This is a genomic window from Streptosporangium sp. NPDC051023, from assembly GCF_040689595.1.
GTDB lineage: Bacteria > Actinomycetota > Actinomycetes > Streptosporangiales > Streptosporangiaceae > Streptosporangium.
Genome location: NZ_JBFBCE010000097.1, coordinates 1 through 15,577, shown reverse-complemented (window position 1 = coordinate 15,577; position 15,577 = coordinate 1). Strand labels below are relative to the sequence as shown.

The following is a 15,577-nucleotide window of genomic DNA, read 5'->3' as shown; positions in this document are numbered from 1 at the left end:
CCCACGTTCCGAAGGGATGGCGTCAACGTGACGGCAGTCGAATCCGAGCATGACGGAGTCCGTGGCATCGAGGCCGAAGCCGCCCCCACGCGTTTCGCACGAGGCTGGCACTGTCTTGGCCTGTCCAGCCGGTTCAAGGACGGCAAACCCCACTCCATCACGGCGTTCGGCCAGAAGCTCGTGGTCTTCCAGAGCGGCGACGGCACGCTGAACGTGCTCGACGCGTACTGCAGGCACATGGGCGGCGACCTGTCCCAGGGAACGGTCAAGGGCAACGAGATCGCCTGCCCGTTCCACGACTGGCGCTGGGGCGGCGACGGCCGCTGCAAGCAGATCCCGTACTCCCGCCGGGTTCCCCTGCGTGCCCGCACCGCCGCGTGGACCACCCTGGACCAGGACGGCATGCTGTTCGTCTGGAACGACCCCGAGGGCAATCCGCCGCCCGCCGACGTCACGATCCCCCGCATCGAGGGCGCGACCCGCGACGACTGGACCGATTGGGTCTGGAGCGAGATCACGGTCAACGCGAACTGCCGCGAGGTGGTGGACAACGTGGTCGACATGGCGCACTTCTTCTACGTCCACTTCTCCTTCCCGACGTTCTTCAAGAACGTCTTCGAGGGCCATGTGGCCACCCAGTACCAGAAGGGCATGGGCCGCGAGGACGTGCGCCCGCCCGCCAAGGACGGCGAGCCGAAGATGCTCGGCAACACCTCGGCCGCGTCCTACCACGGCCCGTCGTTCATGATCGACGACCTGACCTACCACTACGACGTGATGGACATCGACTCCGTCCTGATCAACTGCCACTACCCGATCGACGAGAACTCCTTCGTGCTGCAGTACGGCGTGATCGTGCAGCGCAGCGACAAGCTGCAGGGTGAGGCCGCCGACGAGGTCGCGGAGACGATGGCGGGCTTCATCGCCAGGGGCTTCGAGCAGGACGTGGCGATCTGGAAGAACAAGACCCGCATCGACAACCCACTGCTGTGCGAGGAGGACGGCCCGGTCTACCAACTGCGCCGCTGGTACGAGCAGTTCTACGTCGACGTCGCCGACGTCAAGCCGGAGATGGTCGAGCGCTTCGAGTACGAGCTGGACACCACCCGTCCCGTCGAGGCGTGGAAGCGGGAGGTCGAGGAGAACCTCGCCCGCGCAGGCGGTGTGCCCGCAGGCGGCGCCTCGTGACGGACGACCGCCACCAGATCATCGAACAGCTCAACCGGCTCGCCGAGGCGCTCGACCAGCGGGACTGGGCGCAGATCGGCGACGTCTTCACCCCCGACGCGACCGCGTACCGCAGGCAGGGTACCGAGGCGATCATCGCCACCGTCCGGGAACATCTCGGCGGGTGCGGACCGTCGCAGCACCTGCTGGGCAACCACCGCGTCGAGGTGAACGGCGACCGCGCCCGGTCCCTCACCTACGCCCGGGTCTACCACCGGGGCGCGGGCGAGCGTGAGGACGGCTTCTTCGAGTGCATCGGGGAGTACGACGACCGCTGGGTGCGCGCCGACGGCGTCTGGAGGATCTCCTCGCGCACTTTCACCATGACCATTCAGCTCGGTGACTTCGGCGTGCTGCAGCCGGGGTGACGCCGTGAGGCACGAGCGGTTCCCGATCCCGACGACCCGAGGAAGACACATGCACCGAGCAGGAAGCCGAGGAGAATCCCGCGAGCGGGACCGCCACGGGAAGCGACCGCTCCGATGACACGGCAGGACAATCGTCTGACCGATGGGACGCCGATGCTGCCGGTGCGCTGTCACCAGTGTGGCGCGGGTGTCCAGGTGCGCAAGGCGAGCTGGCAGCAGACCAGCGTCCAGTGGAGCGCGGAGGCCGTGCTCGCCTGCCTGGAACGGCGGGCCTCCGTGCCCGGCGACGGTCCGAACGGGAGCGCTTTCCCCGCCTGCGAGGCGCTGCGGGAATCGATCAGGCGGGCGGCGCTGGACGGCGTGATCCCCGTACCGGACAACTGACGGCGCTGACGGCACCGGCCGCCCTGCCCGGCACCGGCCGCGCCGACCGGCACCGGTCCGGCGCTGACCGGCACCGGTCCGGCGCTGACCGGCGCTGACCGGCTCTGACCGGCTCTGACCGGTCGCATCAGACGAAGAGAAGGCTCATGATCGACAAGAACGTGTACGGCCCCTGGGCAGTGATCGCGGGTGGGTCGGAAGGGGTCGGCGCGTCGTTCGCCGACCAGCTCGCGGACGCCGGGATCAATCTGGTGCTCATCGCCAGAAAGCCCGGCCCGCTCGAGGAGACCGCGGAGCGGGTCAGGGCGAAGGGGGTCGAGGTCCGCACCATCGAGCTCGACCTGCTGAACCCGGGTGCCCTCAAGGCCATCCGCTCGGTGACCGATGGGCTGGAGGTCGGCCTGCTGATCTTCAACGCGGGCGCGAACAGCTACGGCAACGAGTTCGTGACCGCCGACCTGGACCGGGTGCGCGGGGTCATCGACCTCAACATCACCTCCCAGCTCGCGCTGTCACATCACTTCGGCGCGCCGATGAAGGAGCGAGGCCGGGGCGGGATCATGCTGGTCGGCTCCCTGGCGGGCTACATGGGCCAGGCGCACATGAGCATCTACGCCGCCGCCAAGGCGTTCAGCCGGGTCTTCGCCGAGGGCCTGTGGCTGGAGCTCGGGGAGTACGGCGTGCACGTGCTCGAACTGGTCCTCGGCGTCACCCGGACCCCGGCCATGGAGCGCGCGGGCCTGCGGATGGACCTGCCGGGCCTCAACGTCGCCGAGCCGGACGACGTGGCCCGTGAGGGGCTCGAGCACCTCGCGGACGGCCCGGTCTGGGTCGCGGGCGGCAATCAGGTGACCGCGGAGAAGCGCAGTGGCTTCCCCCGCGGCGAGCTGGTCGCCGGTGCCCACGAGGCGACCAGGCGCCTGCTCGGCCGTACCTGAGGGCGCGGAAGAGAACCCGGAAAGCCCGGCCGGACCCCGGCCGGGCTTTCCTCGTGCGTGCAGCGGCCGGTCGAACCGCGCACCCCTTGACCTCAAGCCTGGTTAAGGTTTCAGGATGGGAACCGGCACTCCGAACCCGCGTACGGCTGTGAGGGAGACGCACTTGAGCACGGACCCCGGTTTCTACTCGATCATCGACTACACCGTCGACGGCCGGGAAACCCAGCGCGAGCTGGCTGACGCCTTCGCCGAACTCCAGGAGCGGTGGGTGCGTTTCTACCCCGGCTACCGATCGGCGCGCATCCACGTGAGCACCGACGGCACCCGCGTGTACAACATCGTGCACTGGGCGACCGAGGCGGACTACCGCGACTTCGTGGAGACCTCCGACACCGAGGGCCGGGCAGCCGCCATCCAGGAGGTGCTCAACGGCCTGTCCGGCAAGGCGGAGGCGCGCATGAGCGGTCCGCCGACCTACACCGTCGTCCGCGAGGTCGGCCCCGGCCCTCGGAGGATCGACTCCGCCGGGGAGGGGTGAGGGCCGAGCCGTACTCAGGCCTCCGGGGCGGCCCGGCCCCGGTCCGGTGCCGTCCTGGCGGTGAGGACCATGTGGAGGCGATCGGGCCGGGGGTGGATCGCGTTGACCTCGCGGACGTCCTCGGCCCCGTGGTCGTCGGCGTGGCGCAGTTTCCAGCGAGGCAGCAGCACCGCGGCCGCGACGAGGAGCTCCGCCCAGGCGAAGTGCTCTCCGATGCAGCGGTGACGGCCCTCGCCGAAAGCGGCGAAGGCACCGGCGGGCAGGGGTTTGGCCCGTTCGGGCAGCCAACGGTCAGGGTCCAGCCGGTACGGCTCGGGATAGACGGCCGGATCGCGGTGCAACGCGGTGGGGCTGTAGCCGAGCTCGACGCCGGGCGGTATCTCCACGCCGCCCAGCGTCAGGGACCGGGTGGTACGGCGCATCAGCATCAGAAGCGGGTGCAGGCGCAGGACCTCCTGGATCACCCGGCGCGTGTAGCCGAGCCGCCCGAGCGCCTGGTCGAGCGGGGTGCCGTCGCCGCGGACGGCCTCGACCTCCGCCAGCAGGCGTTCCTCGCTGTCGGGGTTGCGGGCGAGCTGGTGCAGGAACCAGGCCAGGGTGGTCGCCGTGGTGGCTATCCCGTTGATGAAGACACCGACGGCCTCGTCGCGGACCTGCCGGGCGCTCATCGGCTCGCCGCTCTCGGGATCCCGCGCCGACAGCAACATGCCGATCAGATCGCCCTCCTCTGAGGGATGCTCCCGCCTGTGCGCGACGACCTCGTCGACCACCCGGCGGACGTCACGCGCGGCCGCCTCGAAGCGCCGGTTGACCGGCAGCGGGAAGCGCTCCAGGAACACGGGCATCTGGGTTCGCACCATCAGGTTGCCCAGGATCGCGGGCACCGCGGCGCGCACGGTCCGCACGGCGGCGGGCTCGACACTCATCCCGAACATGGCGTCGGTGGTGATGGCCAGGATCAGATCGGTTGTGACCTGGCTGACGTCGATCCTCTGCCCCTCCCGCCAGGAGTCGGCGAGGGCCTGGGTGTTGCGGCGCATCGTCTCGACGTATCCGCCGATGGCGTTGGGATGCAGCACCGGTTGCAGGAGCCTTCGCTGCCGCAGATGCGCCTGCCCCTCGGCGACGGTGAGCCCGTTGCCGTGCAGCGGGCGGACCCGCTCGAACAGGATGCCGCGCTGGATGTCGCGGGCTTTGGTCACCAGGATCTGGTGGACCAGTTCCGGCCGGGTCAGCATGTACACCGGCAGGGTGCCGATGTCGACGCGCACGATGTCGCCGATGACGGTCAGTGACTGCAGAAAGGCGAACGGGCTGCGCAGCAGCGACATCGAGTGCCCCAGCAGCGGCAGCCGCCCGGGCGCGACCGGAAGATCGGGCAACTTCCTGGTGGCTGCGGTTTCGACGGCTTTGGCCATGGGTCCTCCCGATGCGAGCCGTACTGCGAGAGGGCTCTCCCGAGCGGAGGCCCGCCCCCATCATGGGGAAACATGCGGTGGTTATGTATGTACGGCCAGTGAGATTTTGGGGTCGCCGGTGCCGGTGCCCTCGCTCTCACGGCAGTTTCCGCCACCGCGCACGACCCCGTCGGCGTACTGTGCCGTGCCGAAGTCCCCGTTTTCCTCACGTGAGTGACGCGGGGCGCGCGTCGGCCACGGGCATGCGCACGAGCCATCTGGGCAGCGGCCTTCTTCCGGTTGTTCACCCCTGCCGGTTCTGCTCCACATCGGGCGATGGGAATAATCCGTTGCGGCCCACCGCTCTGACGGACCACTATGACGCTCATGTTCCGCCACGCTCTCCTGACGACGCCCGCCACCGCGGGCGCGCTCGAGCGTGCCTTCGACGGCCTGGAGCGCTGACCTCTTCCCGTAAGTCCTGATGTGACCCGGCGGGGAGAGGTTGACCGCCCGCACACGGGTCACAGGACCTCAGGCTTTCAGGGAAGGAATCATGGCCAAGCAGGCCTACGTGCGCAACAAGCCGCACCTCAACATCGGCACGATGGGGCACGTCGACCACGGCAAGACCACGCTGACCGCCGCGATCACCAAGGTGCTCGCCCAGCGGGGCGGCGCGACGTACACGCCGTTCGAGAGGATCGACCGCACGCCCGAGGAGGCGCAGCGGGGCATCACGATCAACATCTCGCACGTCGAGTACGAGACGGCCACCCGCCACTACGCCCACGTTGACATGCCCGGCCACGCCGACTACGTGAAGAACATGATCACGGGGGCGGCGCAGCTCGACGGGGCCATCCTGGTGGTCTCCGCGCAGGACGGCATCATGCCGCAGACCCGCGAGCATGTACTGCTCGCCAAGCGGGTCGGGGTCGAGTACCTGGTCGTCGCGCTGAACAAGGCCGACGGCGCCGACCCCGAGCTGGCCGATCTGGTCGAGCTGGAGCTCGGGGAGCTGCTCGCCGAGCACGGCTACCACGACGTGCCCATGGTCAGGGTCTCCGGGCTGCGGGCGCTGGAGGGCGACCCCGAGTGGACGGCGTCCATCGAGGCGCTGCTCCAGGGGGTGGACGACCACATCCCGGTCCCCACCCGTTACGTCGACGCGCCGCTCCTCATGCCGGTGGAGAACGTGCTCACCGTCACCGGGCGTGGCACCGTCGTCACCGGCGCGATCGAGCGCGGTTCGGTCAAGATCGGCGACACGGTCGAGGTCGTCGGTCTCGGCGAGGGCTTCACCGCGGTGGTGACCGGGGTCGAGACCTTCGGCAGGACGATGGACCGGGGCGAGGCCGGGGACAACGCCGCGGTGCTCCTGCGCGGCGTACGGCGCGAGCAGGTACGGCGGGGCCAGGTGCTGGCCACGCCCGGCTCGCAGAGCGCCCATCGGCGCCTCACCGCCAGGATCTATCTCCTCACGGAGGCTGAGGGCGGGCGGCGCAGGCCCATCGCCGGCGGCTACCGGCCACAGTTCTACCTCCGCACCACCGACGTGCCTGGTCAGATCGTCCTGGACGCGCCCGCCGGGCCGGGAGACACGGTCGAGGCGGTCGTCGAGCTGGGCAGGGCGGTGGCCCTCGAGGTCGGTCTGAGCTTCGCGATCCGCGAAGGCGGGCTGACGGTCGGCGCGGGCACGGTACTGACCGTCCTCGACTGACCGGACTCGACCGGCCGCGCGACGGCGGCCCGGTCCCGTACGGGGCCGGCCGCTCCGCGTCCAGCACAGGGCGCCGGATCCGCGCGGGCGAATGGTCGTCGGCGTCGCCGTCACTCTCGGGGGTGTCGCCATCACTCTCGGGAGTAAGGCCTCCCTTCCCTCAGGCGATCGGCCATCTACCCCAGGAGGCCGTTGGGGCCGCCTTCCCCTCTTGAAACGACGTCACTCTCCGGAGTCAGTCGATCACAAAGGAGAGTGGCGTGGGGAAGACGTACCGAGGCCGCCGCGGCGTGCGCGGCCTCGCGAGGGTGGCCGTGGCCGCGGTCCTGCTGCTCGGTTCCTGGGCGATCAGCGGCCTGGCCGCCACAGCCACCGCCGACAGCGCCCAGGCCCCGGCTTCCGAGCCGGGCATCTACCGGATCATCAACGTGGCCTCCGGCACTTCGCTGCGGGCCTACATTCCGGGCAGGCCGATTTTCGTCGCCAGCACCAGGGAGTACCCGGGCCCGTTCGAGCTGTGGAAGATCACCCGGAGCGGGGGCGGGGTCACGATCAAGAACGTCGGCCTCAGCGACGTCGGCCGGTTCGGCGCCTACGCCGTGGCGCGGCGGCCAGAGGAGGGGGAGCCGGTCATCACCGGCCACAGGCCAACGATCTGGTCCCTCGAGTCGGCCGGCGACGACACCTACGTCATCAAGGCGCCCTATGAGGACCTGCTCTGGAACGCCGAACCCCCGGTGATCCCGCGGGGCGAGGTGAGACTACGCGGCGCGGACGGATCCGAAACCCAGCGCTGGAGAATCGAGCCCGCGGACGACTGAGACGTGTGCGCCCCCTGCCCCGGCGACCGGAAGACACCGGCCTCGCCGGAGCAGGCCCGGCGTGAGAACGGCTCCACCTGAACAGCGCGGACTTTCGCGACTTTCGGCGCGTGCGCGCGAGGCCGGCTCGGGCAACACTCTGTGACGAGCAACGCTCCTTGACCGGAAATCGGCAGCTTTATTTGGTCGTCCTGTTACGGACGGCGACGCGGTGTCAGCGTACGGGTACACGTACAGAGCCAGGTGCAGGTAAAAATCCAGAGCTTCAGACGACCCACCGAGAACCTGCGACTCCGGCGTGAGCCCGATCGCCGGTCCCGGTGGAGTCAGCCGGCACGATCGTGGTCAGCCAGGACTTCATCGATGACGCGGCGGTTGCCCGCAGCTTTCTTCCCGCCCCTGTCGATGTCCTCGGCCAGGCTGATCAGGGCCTTCCACAGAGCCCAGCCGCGAGCCCGCGCCCACATGGCGGGATCCTGACCGACAGCGCCGCGGAAGGTCTCCCGGCTGTCGCCCGAGAACATCGTCCACGCGATCACCAGATCACAGGCGGGATCGCCGACCCCTGATGTCCCGAAGTCGATGACGGCGACCAGCCTTCCGTTCCTGACCAGCAGGTTGCCGCTCGCAACGTCGCCGTGGAACCACACCGGCGGCCCGGACCAGGCCGCCTTGAGGGCGGCGTCCCACACAGCCGATGCCCGGGTGGTGTCGACACAGCCGTCCAACACGGCGAGGCAGCGGCGTGCCTCATCGTCGTAGTAAGCCAGTGACGCACCCCGATAGAAGCTGTGCGCGCCCGCCGACGGGCCGCCCGTCGCGTCGATGCGCCGCAGGGCAAGAACGAAGTCGGCAACCGACATCGCGAATTCGGACAGATCGTCGATGCGGTCAAGGCTCGCGGTCTCGCCGTCCAGCCAGCCGCGGATCGACCAGCTGAACGGGTACCCCTCGCCCGGAGCCCCCTTCGCCAGAGGCGCGGGAATGGCGACCGGCAACGACGGTGCGAGAATCGGCAGCCATCGATGTTCCTTGTCGATCGCCGGGGCATAGCCGGCGGCAGTGGGAAGACGCGCCGTCATCTCGTCACCGAGACGGTAGGTGCGGTTGTCCCACCCGTCCATCTCGACAGGGGTCACAGGAAGGGCGCTCCACTGCGGGAACTGGGTCGCGACCAGTCGCTTCACCAACCCCGCATCGATGCCGGCGCGCCCGTCGATGTGCAGGCTCTCGACCATCCTGAGAGTGTGTCGGCCGTTCTCTCTGCCGCGCAAAGGATTTTTGGCGTCCATCGAACGTGGACGCCGTTTCAGAGCGTCACAACCAGGCCGAGGGCCGACCAGCCTGTACCGACCGTAACTCTGATCACTCACAGTTACTTTGTGACTGGTGACACGAACCCCGGTGGAGGGCCTCCCGGGGCAGCTCCGCGGCGAGACGCAGCAGCTTGAGCATGGCTCCGAAATCGCTCATCCTATTTCGCCCGGTGCTCGGTGAGTATTCGGTGAGTGAACGTCATGGCCGTCCGCTGCATACCCGGTTAACATTGGCATCGGCGAAAAGCGACGACGACACCTGAGAAATCCAAGGCATGCCGAGTGGCGCGACGCCGTGAGCCGCGGATCACTGATCACCCCCTACCCCGGGTTCACCCTGCTGACCATCAGGGTCAACCACGCTCCACTACTGAAGGGGAGCGACCCATTTTTCCGGCATAGCCATTACCGGTGCCAGAGACCGCCGAAATCGTGCCACGACAGGACCATGCAACTGGTACCGGTGAACCGGCCTGGGCGCGTCGCTGTGCGCGCCACGGCTCCGGGGACGGCCTTCATTGTTCAGACCAGACAAGGAGGAATCATGAGATTTTCCTGTGCCAGGGTCGACCATTTGGCGCGAAAAGGCAGGACCCCAACCTCCTTAAATCCTGCGGAGGGGCGGCGTCCGAGGAGTATGACGTTCGGCGCCCTTGCCATGACACTGGTCCTGGTGGCCACGTCCTTCGCGGTCAGCACGCCCACGCCGGCGTACGCGGCCCCACGTTACGCGGAGATCGTGAATCGGATCAGCGGGTTGCGCGCCGACGTGATGTGGGCGTCCACCAATCCGGGCCAGGGCGTCTTCCTGTGGCCGGACAATGCCAGCTACTCACAGGAGTTCGAGTTCCTCGACAGCGGAAATGGATACTTCCGCATAAAGGCACGTCACTCCGGTCAGTGCCTGCAACTCCTCGGAGGTAACCCCCGGGAGGGCGCGCCCATCGTTCAAGACACGTACTGCGAGCCCGGGTACGCGCCGGCCGAATGGCGCACCGACTACATCATTCCGCCGCATGAGCCATGCGTATGCTTTCCCGAGACCTACACGATCATCAGGAACCACGCGAACGGCAGGTGTCTGGACGCGGTCTCCTCCAGCGGTATACCCGGCCAGCAGGCACCCCTGCAGGCATGGAACTGCATCAGGACGGGCGATGAATGGAACCGCTGGAACCAGGTGTGGAGTATCCAGTATTCCTGGGGCAATCCCCCGATTCACTGAGTTCATGACTACGGGCTGACCGCGCTGAGCCTCCGTGACCGGCTTCTCAAGGGAGCGGCGGGCGCGTCGCCGGACGCCGGCCGTTTTTCCGTCCAGGCCACTCTCACCGATGCGCGGGCGCGGCCGTGCCGTCCGAGGAGTGCTTCCTGGCCTTCGAGGAATGGAGGATCAGGCGGTATGGTACGTGTTCGCGGAAAAACGGTAGTCGCCTGAGTGCCTGAGCGGGCCGGTCGGAGGGTCTTGAGCGGCGAGGATCGGCCGACACCGGGGAGATCTCCGGCGGGCCGCTGGAGCACCGTCCACGCTCACCGGAGCGTCTTGGCCGTGGCCAGGAACGTGACCTCGGCGGGACGACTGCTCGAGGTTCTCCCTCTGTTCGGGTCCGACCTGCGCGTGCGGACGTTGTTCACCACCGTGGAGGGATCGGCCTTCGGTGACAGGCTGGACGACTACCTGCGAACGGCCGGGGCGAAAACCGTGCCGTGGGCAGAGGCGGTGACGATGCGGTTCGACCTCGCGCTGTCCGCCAGCGCCAACGGGGAACTGCACCGCCTCGGCGCCCCGCTGCTGCTGATGCCGCACGGTGCCGGCCACAACCGCCTGTTGCGCACCGCGAACGGCTACGGCCCCGAGGTGTCGGGCCTGGCCAGAAGCCAGCTGGTCCATGACGGCCGGGTGGTGCCCGCCGCCGTCGCCCTGTCCCATGAGGACCAGCTGGCACGGCTCGCGCGGTACTGCCCAGAAGCCCTCGCCGTCGCCACGGTGACGGGAGATCCGTGTTTCGACCGGATCGTCGCGCATCTGCCTCGCAGGGAGCGCTACCGGCGCGCGCTGGGCGTGTCCGACGGCCGCAAGCTGGTGCTGGTCAGCTCGACCTGGGGTGAGCACTCCCTGTACGGGGCCAACAACGACGTCTTGTCGCAGCTCCTGGCCGAGCTGCCGATCGACGAGTACCACGTGGCGCTGGTGACGCACCCGAACATTCCGCTCCGCTACGGTGAGCTGCAGCTGAGGCTGTGGCTCGCCCGGGAGCAAGGCGCGGGCCTGACGGTGATCCCCCCGGAGCGGGGATGGCAGGCGGCGCTGATCGCCTCGGACGTGATCGTCGGCGACCACGGGTCGGTCACCTTCTACGGTGTCGCGCTGGGGCGTCCTGTGCTGCTCGCGTCCTCCGGCCGAGAGGCGGAGGAACTGGATCCGTCCTCCCCGACGGCCGACCTGTGCGGGCTCCTGCCCAGACTGGACCGGCGTCTCAGCCTGCTCGACCAGGTGGAGAAGGTGGTCGCCACCCACACGCCCGGGGCGTACGCCCACGTGACGGACCGGACCCTGGGCAACCGCGGTGGGGCGGGTGGGGCGCTGCGCGAGGTCGCCTACCGGCTCATGGACCTCACGTGCCCGCCCGGTCCGGCGATGGTCACACCGCTTGCCGAGCCACGGCGTGAGGAAGCACGGGTGACCGCGTTCCTGACCGAGACCTGGGTCTCCGCAACGGATCGCGCCATGGTGATGCGGCGCTTCCCCGCCGCCGTGGAGCGAACACCGGGCGACGGACTACGCGATCCCCATCTCGCCGTAGACGCCGAGGAGCTGGACCGGCGACTGCTGGAGAGCGCCGCCGTCATCGTGTGCCGTGACGGCTCCCCGCGATGGGCGCGGGAGGCGGTACGGCGCTATCCCGGATGCGCGCTGGCCGCGGCGGTCATCGGCGACGACCGGGCGCATGCCGTCCTGCGCGACGGGCGAGAGCTCGTCCTCACCCTCTTGCGGCCGCCGCAGGAGGGGGCTGCGCGGGTGGATGTGATGTGCCTGCCCTCCGCGGTGTACGGCTGGCTGGTGTCGGGGCGCCGGGCGGAAAACCTCCCCGCCGAGCTGCGGCTACGGCTGGGCGGCACTGAAATCCTCATCGGAGTCTCCCCCCCCCGCCGGCTTTTTGAAAGCCTGAGCGCACCGGATCGTACCGGTCCGCGGCAGGCATGTGGGGGTCAGGGACTTCCGTCCGCGGGCAGGCGGCCGCTCAGCGCGTCGGCCCTCGTCCGGTTTCCCGAAGCCAGGCAGGCCGCGATCGCACGGCGCAGGTACTCCCCCGCGCCCTCGTCGTCACCCGTGTCCGCGGCGAGATCGGCGAGCACCTCCCAGGCCCTGGCTTCCTTGACGGGAATCCGGCGGGCCCGCATGGTCTCCGCCGCCCGGGCCACCGTCTCCACCGCCTCCGCGGACCTGCCCAGTTCGCGATAGGCGAGACCGAGTTCGATGCCGGCCTTGGCCTGGCTGAGCTCGTCGCCGACTTCCCCCATCACCGCCATGGCCCGTTCGAAGGCCTCGGCGGCGTCGTGAAGACGATTCGCCGCGCCGTACGCCTGGCCGAGATGGTAGGTCTGCAATCCCACACCACGAGGGTTGTTCATCGCCTCGTTGAGGGCCAGGGCTTCGGTGAAGCGTTCGATCGCGCTGTCGGTCGCATTGCGGGCCAGGTCGGCCTGGCCGAGCGACTCCAGCACCGCCGCCTCCATCCGCCGGCTACCGGACGCCTCGGCCAGACTCTTGGCCAGGAGGAGATCCTCGATCGCCGGATCGAACTCGCCGAGTTCGATGAGCGCGCGAGCCGTCTGGTTGCGCATCCGGGCTTCGGCGGCTCGGTCCCCGCAGCGACGCGCGGACACGGCTCCCAGCCTGCCGGCCTCGATCCAGTCGGCGTAGTGCTTACGGTTGTGGTAGAGCGCCCACAGTGCCTCGACCGTCTGCCAGACGATCTCGTCCCACCCCGCCTGTCCCGCCAGGCGGAGAAACGCCAGTATGTTCCGCCGCTCGCTCTCCAGCCAGTCGAGAGCCTCGCCGGGCGAGGCGAACGGCGTACCTGCATCGGCAGGGCCGGGAGCGGAGGCCAGGCGCAGCCGGGATCCCATGATCGCTCGATCGGCGGCCGCCGTCCTGCCCAGGTACCAGGACGCCACCCGGTGGAGCGTCGTCTCCCGTTCCTCGGGGACCTCCTGCCGCGCGGCCGGCCTGCTCGCGTGCAATCGGACCAGGTCGTGAAACCGGTAACGTTCCTGCTCGGTCTCCTCGATGAGATTGGCCTCCAGGAGAACCTCCAGCAGCCGTTCCGTCTCCTCTGGCTCGACCCCGGCCACAACCTGGACGACCTGAGCGGAGAAGTCGGCCACCGGCATCGCCCCCAGCAACCGGTACAGCAGGGCTGCCTCGGGCGGAAGAGCACGACAGGCCGTCTCGAACACCGCTTCCACGATTGTCTTCCCTCCCGCCGCGAGACGCTCCAGCCGTCGACGTTCATCGGCCAGCTCGTTCACGAGCCTGCTGATCGGCCAGGTCCGCCGCTGCGTCAAGCGGGCGGCGGCCACCCGCAGGGCGACGGGAAGCCCTCCGCACAGGCGGGCCAGTTCCCGCGCGGCCACCGGATCGGCGTTGACACGCTCGTCACCGAGTACGCCTGCCAGCAGGCGTACTCCTTCCTCTTCGCCGAGTGGAGCGACCGGAACCGGGACCGCCCCGGCGACGATCAGTTCGCCGAGCCTGCGGTGGCTGGTCACCACGACGGCCCCGGCCGCGGACGCCGGAAGCATCGGTGTGACCTGGGCGGCGTGCTCGACGTCGTCGAGCACGATGAGAAGTCTCAGGTCGGCGGTCTTCGACCTGAACAGGGCCGCGCGCTCGGGCAGATCCGCGGGTATCCACTCCTCGTGAACGCCCAGGGCACGCAGGAAACCGCCGAGCACGTCGCTCACCTCGACCCCGCCCCTGTGGCGCGAGGCTCCCAGGTCCGCGTAGAGCTGGCCGTCAGCGAACCTGCCGCGCACGCGATGCGCCCAGCGGCGGCTCACCGCGCTCTTTCCCACGCCACCGAGACCGCTGACGACGGCCAGCAGAGGCGCGGACCCGTCGCCGGTCTCCTCCAGGAGACGGTCCAGCGCGTCCAGCTCGCTGACCCTGTTGACGAAACCACGTGGTTCCGGAGGCAGCTGCCGGGGAATCCGCGCCGGGGCCGACGCCGGAGTCCTCAGGGTGACCTGTCCGATGTCACGGGCCTGCACCACGTTGCCGACGACCTGACCGGAAAGCTCGTTGCGCGCCCGACCCTCCCCGTTGTCGCCGGGATCGGCCATCGCGCTCATACGACCACCTCAGGTCCGGCGACGCTCTGGAAACGTCCCGTGGCCTGGCGGCCTCGCCTCCGCAGGAAAGACACCATGAGCCGAATGATCGCAAACGAAGCACCCGTTTCACGAGTGAGCGCTCGAAGTCGTTCGTGATCGTCGTTCTTCGCCTGGCCTACGGGTGACCGTTGCCTGGCGAGCGTACGGCCCGCCGTACCGGACCGCTGAGCCGGGCCGCCGTAGCCCGAGGGAGCCCCAGCGGCCCGGCTGTCCTTCCGTCAGCAGCCGACGGTGTTGTAGAGGTCAGCCGCCTTCGTGGTCAGGCGGGTGGCCGCGTCGTTCCAGGTGGTACCGATCGGGTTCAGGGTCAGCACCACCATGATCTTCCGGTCGTTCGCGCAGAAGGTGCCGCTGGTGTGCATCGCGGGGCTGGACAGATCGATGCTCGCCGTACGGCTGGACGGGCCTGGGCTCGCCGTACGGCCGGCCGCGGAGCCACACTGCGGCGGCTCCTCGCCGAAGGCCGACCAGCCCTGCTTGACGGCCCAGGGCCTGGGGATGGCGCTCGGGATGCCGAAGTACTGGTCCCAGCCGTCCGCCGCGCACCGGGTCGCCTGACGCAGGTGGCCCATGATGAGGTCGCGGATCGTCGGGTGGGCGCGCTCCAGAATGTAGCGGTAGATCTTCACCACGTCGGAGGCGCTGAGCGCGGTGTAGCCCCACATCCCCCGGTCAGCGGGGGGCGCGGTGTCGATCAGGCCGATCTTGGTCACCATCCGGTTCACGATCGCCTCCCAGCCGTCGCGCACCCACAGGGTGTTCGCGGCGGTGTCGTCGCTGGAGCGCAGCATCGTCTGCAGCAGTTGGGCGTCGGCGGCCGGGATGCTCGACCCGGGGGTACGGGCTTCGAGGTAGTCGATGGCGATGAGCAGCTTCACCAGCGAGGCGGACCGGAGCTGCTTGTGCTCCTGGCTCTGCGTGGACGCGCCGGTGGTGCGGTCGTACACCATGTACGCGGTCGAGCTCTCAGAGGGCACCGGCGGACACTGGGCGAGCTGCGCGTCCTGCGGATCGTTCGAGGTGTTCAGGTGGGACGCCGGGACGAAGCCGTAGCCGTGCCGCTCCGGATTGTTCACCACTCGATCACCCTGGGTGTAGTACCACACGTTGTTGCCGCCGCCGTGCTGCTGGCCGCGCGTCCAGCACAGGAACCAGCTCTGGGTCCCGTCCAGGACCCCGACCTGCGGCGAGGCGCTGTCTGCGGTGGCGTAGACCGGGGCCCCCGCCTGGTGGCCACAGATAGAGTCCTCGGTGAACGGGTTCGGGAAGATGCCGCCGCCGTGGCTGACGCCCGTACGGTGCTGACACACCTGGGCCTGCGCCGGGGACACGGGTAACAGGGTCAGGACAATGGTGACAAGCGCGCCTACGAGCAGCCCGCCGAAAACTCTCATGTTCGTTCCCCCAATCGTCAGAACCGCCCCGGCCGCGCTTTCAGGGGGGCGGGGGGGGCGGTCTCGATCGCATG

The 15,577-nt window shown here is 69.2% G+C and carries 12 protein-coding genes; 8 read left to right on the top strand and 4 right to left on the bottom strand.

What is annotated here, in order from left to right:
• The first annotated feature begins 27 nt into the window (after positions 1 to 27).
• From AB0395_RS40375 to AB0395_RS40355, 5 genes are all read left to right on the top strand, one after another.
• Positions 28 to 1,188 carry a Rieske 2Fe-2S domain-containing protein gene (locus AB0395_RS40375; RefSeq protein WP_366291040.1) on the top strand — a complete coding sequence of 387 codons (1,161 nt, stop codon included), beginning with the start codon at positions 28 to 30 and terminating at the stop codon, positions 1,186 to 1,188.
• A complete protein-coding gene (locus tag AB0395_RS40370; RefSeq protein ID WP_366291037.1) occupies positions 1,185 to 1,595 on the top strand; it encodes a nuclear transport factor 2 family protein in 411 nt (136 codons plus the stop codon). Before AB0395_RS40375 ends, AB0395_RS40370 begins: the two co-directional genes overlap by 4 nt.
• A 114-nt stretch (positions 1,596 to 1,709) precedes the next feature.
• The gene (locus AB0395_RS40365; protein WP_366291034.1) at positions 1,710 to 1,979 is read left to right on the top strand and encodes a ferredoxin; all 270 of its coding nucleotides are present in this window, start codon (positions 1,710 to 1,712) and stop codon (positions 1,977 to 1,979) included.
• Between the two features lie 146 nt (positions 1,980 to 2,125).
• Complete coding sequence (locus tag AB0395_RS40360; protein WP_366291031.1) at positions 2,126 to 2,917, top strand: SDR family NAD(P)-dependent oxidoreductase; 792 nt, start codon at positions 2,126 to 2,128, stop codon at positions 2,915 to 2,917.
• A gap of 163 nt (positions 2,918 to 3,080) precedes the next feature.
• On the top strand, positions 3,081 to 3,455 hold the full coding sequence (locus tag AB0395_RS40355; RefSeq protein ID WP_366291029.1) for an antibiotic biosynthesis monooxygenase: 375 nt from the start codon (positions 3,081 to 3,083) through the stop codon (positions 3,453 to 3,455).
• Positions 3,456 to 3,469: 14 nt separating this feature from the next.
• On the opposite strand, the gene AB0395_RS40350 is transcribed toward AB0395_RS40355, so the two are convergent.
• Positions 3,470 to 4,873, bottom strand: coding sequence for a cytochrome P450 (locus AB0395_RS40350; protein WP_366291026.1), 1,404 nt, complete (start codon positions 4,871 to 4,873; stop codon positions 3,470 to 3,472).
• A gap of 535 nt (positions 4,874 to 5,408) precedes the next feature.
• On the opposite strand from AB0395_RS40350, the gene tuf reads away from it, so the two are divergent.
• Together tuf and AB0395_RS40340 are read left to right on the top strand one after the other, a co-directional pair.
• Positions 5,409 to 6,575, top strand: coding sequence for an elongation factor Tu (tuf, locus tag AB0395_RS40345; RefSeq protein ID WP_366291023.1), 1,167 nt, complete (start codon positions 5,409 to 5,411; stop codon positions 6,573 to 6,575).
• Between the two features lie 260 nt (positions 6,576 to 6,835).
• The gene (locus AB0395_RS40340) at positions 6,836 to 7,396 is read left to right on the top strand and encodes a hypothetical protein (protein ID WP_366291021.1); all 561 of its coding nucleotides are present in this window, start codon (positions 6,836 to 6,838) and stop codon (positions 7,394 to 7,396) included.
• 326 nt (positions 7,397 to 7,722) lie between these two features.
• On the opposite strand, the gene AB0395_RS40335 is transcribed toward AB0395_RS40340, so the two are convergent.
• Positions 7,723 to 8,634 (bottom strand): aminoglycoside phosphotransferase family protein, encoded by a 912-nt coding sequence (locus AB0395_RS40335; RefSeq protein WP_366291019.1) that lies wholly within the window; start codon positions 8,632 to 8,634, stop codon positions 7,723 to 7,725.
• Positions 8,635 to 9,349: 715 nt separating this feature from the next.
• On the opposite strand from AB0395_RS40335, the gene AB0395_RS40330 reads away from it, so the two are divergent.
• Entirely contained in the window at positions 9,350 to 9,937 is a 588-nt protein-coding gene (locus tag AB0395_RS40330) for an RICIN domain-containing protein (RefSeq protein WP_366291016.1), read from the top strand.
• A gap of 1,985 nt (positions 9,938 to 11,922) precedes the next feature.
• Here AB0395_RS40330 and AB0395_RS40325 read toward each other — a convergent pair.
• The gene (locus AB0395_RS40325; RefSeq protein ID WP_366291013.1) at positions 11,923 to 14,067 is read right to left on the bottom strand and encodes an NB-ARC domain-containing protein; all 2,145 of its coding nucleotides are present in this window, start codon (positions 14,065 to 14,067) and stop codon (positions 11,923 to 11,925) included.
• Positions 14,068 to 14,327: 260 nt separating this feature from the next.
• The gene (locus tag AB0395_RS40320; protein WP_366291010.1) at positions 14,328 to 15,503 is read right to left on the bottom strand and encodes a hypothetical protein; all 1,176 of its coding nucleotides are present in this window, start codon (positions 15,501 to 15,503) and stop codon (positions 14,328 to 14,330) included.
• Positions 15,504 to 15,577 lie beyond the last annotated feature (74 nt).

Bases quoted from the DNA above. Each gene is read 5' to 3' on its own strand.
- AB0395_RS40330 (WP_366291016.1), top strand. From the start codon at position 9,350: ATGACGTTCGGCGCCCTTGCCATGACACTGGTCCTGGTGGCCACGTCC.
- AB0395_RS40365 (WP_366291034.1), top strand. From the start codon at position 1,710: ATGACACGGCAGGACAATCGTCTGACCGATGGGACGCCGATGCTGCCG.
- AB0395_RS40335 (WP_366291019.1), bottom strand. From the start codon at position 8,634: ATGGTCGAGAGCCTGCACATCGACGGGCGCGCCGGCATCGATGCGGGG.
- AB0395_RS40350 (WP_366291026.1), bottom strand. From the start codon at position 4,873: ATGGCCAAAGCCGTCGAAACCGCAGCCACCAGGAAGTTGCCCGATCTT.
- AB0395_RS40360 (WP_366291031.1), top strand. From the start codon at position 2,126: ATGATCGACAAGAACGTGTACGGCCCCTGGGCAGTGATCGCGGGTGGG.
- tuf (WP_366291023.1), top strand. From the start codon at position 5,409: ATGGCCAAGCAGGCCTACGTGCGCAACAAGCCGCACCTCAACATCGGC.
- AB0395_RS40320 (WP_366291010.1), bottom strand. From the start codon at position 15,503: ATGAGAGTTTTCGGCGGGCTGCTCGTAGGCGCGCTTGTCACCATTGTC.
- AB0395_RS40325 (WP_366291013.1), bottom strand. From the start codon at position 14,067: ATGAGCGCGATGGCCGATCCCGGCGACAACGGGGAGGGTCGGGCGCGC.